Source organism: Paenisporosarcina sp. P4_E4_2 (assembly GCF_056401595.1).
In genome coordinates this window covers 1-2,745 of record NZ_JBFUJC010000388.1, presented here as the reverse complement: position 1 = coordinate 2,745, position 2,745 = coordinate 1, and the positions used below count along the sequence as shown (strand labels likewise).

Genomic DNA, 2,745 nt, shown 5'->3' with positions numbered 1-2,745 from the left:
CTTACAGACATAAAGCAGCCTGTCGTTAATCCACAGCCTGCCATCCATCCGTCGACTAAGCCGGAACGGAAAATTTTTACTAAAGGTGAGAAAATATTATTTGCAGTCTTCGTATCCGTCGTTGCATTGTTTTGTGTGATGATTTTACAGACACAAGCAAGCATTCACACATCTGCTCAAGACATTCGATCAATTGAACAGCAAATCGATGAAACAAAAAAACAGAATACAGATTTGTCCATTCAAGTTAGTGAGCTCTCAAAGTATGAGCGAGTTTGGGAAAAAGCTAAAGCACTTGGCTTGAAACTGAACGAGCAAAATGTGAAGGTCGTACCGGGACAATGAAGAAGAAATTTCGATTTCAATGGGGAGCCTTTCTGATGTTATTGTTCTACGGAGGGCTCTTTTTTCTATTGTTGTCAAGGATGATATTTATTCAGGTCACGGGAGAAGCGGATGGGCAAGCGCTTGCAGCAAAAGCAGCCGCTAAATATGAAAGAGAACAAGTGATTACTTCGAGTCGAGGTAAAATTCTCGATAAAAACGGTGAAATTATTGCGGAAGATACATTGAGCTACCGATTAGTAGCGGTGCTCAGTCCAGAAGCAACGGCAGATGCAAAAAATCCGCAACATGTAAATGATGTGGAGAAAACGGCAACTGTACTTGCTGAATACATTCCATTATCAAAAGAGAAAATAATGGAACGTTTATCGAAAGAAGACGTTTATCAAGTTGAATTTGGTTCTRCTGGCAGAGATATCAGTCATGAAGTCATGACGAAAATTTCGGAGCATAAATTGCCTGGTCTCGTTTTTGTCAAAGATTTAAAACGTTTTTACCCAAATGGGACATTTGCTTCTCATTTAATTGGTTTTGCCGTGAAAGAAGAACAGGAAGATGGCACTTTCCAGACAGTAGGTAAAATGGGTCTTGAATCGATTTATAACAAGCAATTAACTGGGAAAAATGGAAAAGTGCAATACGAAAGTGATTTATGGGGGTATCTACTACCGAATTCTGAAGAAATGGTGACGCCTGCACAGGATGGGCATAACATTCATCTGACGCTGGATAAAACAGTCCAGAATTTCCTTGAAGATGCCATGAGTCGTGTTGAGGAACAGTATAATCCTGAGAAAATAGTAGCGATGGTCGCAGATCCGAAGACGGGTAAAATTCTGGCCATGAGCCAGCGTCCCTCTTTCGATCCGGAAACACGTGAAGGACTGACAACAAACTGGTTGAATGAAACTATTGAAAATACGATAGAACCAGGTTCCACGATGAAGACGTTTACGGTTGCTGCTGCCATGGAAGAAGGCAAATGGGATCCGAACGCTTGGTACCAATCGGGACAATATACATTACTCGACCGAACAATCCGTGACCACAATCGTACAGGATGGGGTACGATTACGTTTGAAGAAGGATTCCAACGATCCTCAAACGTTGCCATGGCTTATTTACTAGAGAGACTGGGTGACACCGTCTTCCTTGAATACTTGGACAAATTTGGCTTTGGCAAGAAAACAGGCATTGACCTGCCAAATGAAGCAAGCGGGGAAATTATCAGTAAGTGGCCGATCGACCGTCTGGTTTCTACGTTTGGTCAAGGATCCACTGTGACCCCTATGCAACTGATTCAAGCCGAAACAGCCATTGCTAATGATGGAGTCATGATGAAACCGTATGTTATCGAAAAAATAGTAAACCCCTCTACCAATGAGGTCATGCATGACTCAAAACCGGAACAAGCAGGTAAACCTATTTCTGCGGAAACTGCAAAAAAAATGCGGGAGTTATTGGCCTCTACGGTTACGGCTGAACACGGGACGGCTAAAAGATTTGAACTGACGGATTATACGGTGGCCGGAAAAACGGGAACTGCGGAAATTCCGGATGAGTTTGGACGCTATCAGAAAGGGTATGAAAACTATTTGTATTCATTCCTTGGCATGGCTCCCGCAGAAGATCCACAGTTGGTGGTATATGTGGCGGTTTCTAAACCGAAATTAAAAGATGGTGAAGTGGGATCCATTCCTGTTTCGGAAATATTCAAATCCGTGACTGAAAATAGTTTGAAATACATGAACATCAAACCACAGCAAGTAAAATCCATTCCATCAGTGACACTGCCGGACGTGAAAGATAAAGATTTGGCGATGGCTCAAAGTACCATGCTTGAACATAAAATGAATGCAGTGACTATCGGAGAAAATGGCAAAGTTCAAGAGCAGTTTCCAGCTGCTGGTACTGAAATTCTTCCAGGGAGTCTGGTCCTGTTGAAAACACAAGGTCCTATCACGATACCGGACTTTACGAATTGGTCTAAACGTCATATTTGGGTATACCAAGAGCTTTCCGGATTAAACATTGAAGTCGTCGGAGAAGGGTATGTCGTAAGTCAAAGTGTTTCCAAAGGGTCGGTCGCGAACGAACAGACCCCGATCGTTATTAAATTGGAAACACCGGAAGAAACCAATAAAAAAATAGAACCACCGCCGGTTAAAGATGGAGAAGAAACACTTCCGCAAGATTAAATATTGAATAGGCACTCCATTCCTATCATACGTTGTTAAAAAACAAGGTGTGGTTAAAATGAAGGCAGGAGTGCCTCAGCAATTGAAAATCAGAGTTCGGACAATGGTTCTTCTCTTTTTTTGCTTAAGTATTGCATCATTGGGGAAATTGATTTACATGCAATTTTTTCAATATGAATGGCTTACTGAGAAAGCAGAAGAG

2 protein-coding genes are annotated in these 2,745 nt (G+C 41.9%); both read left to right on the top strand.

The genetic code is table 11. The features are described 5' to 3' along the window. Positions 1-345 (top strand): cell division protein FtsL (gene ftsL, locus AC1DSB_RS17545; RefSeq protein ID WP_477587232.1); only part of this gene is annotated, 345 nt, incomplete at its 5' end. Next, on the top strand, positions 342-2,543 hold the full coding sequence (locus AC1DSB_RS17540; RefSeq protein ID WP_477587231.1) for a penicillin-binding protein: 2,202 nt from the start codon (positions 342-344) through the stop codon (positions 2,541-2,543). The genes ftsL and AC1DSB_RS17540, both read left to right, overlap by 4 nt. Positions 2,544-2,745 lie beyond the last annotated feature (202 nt).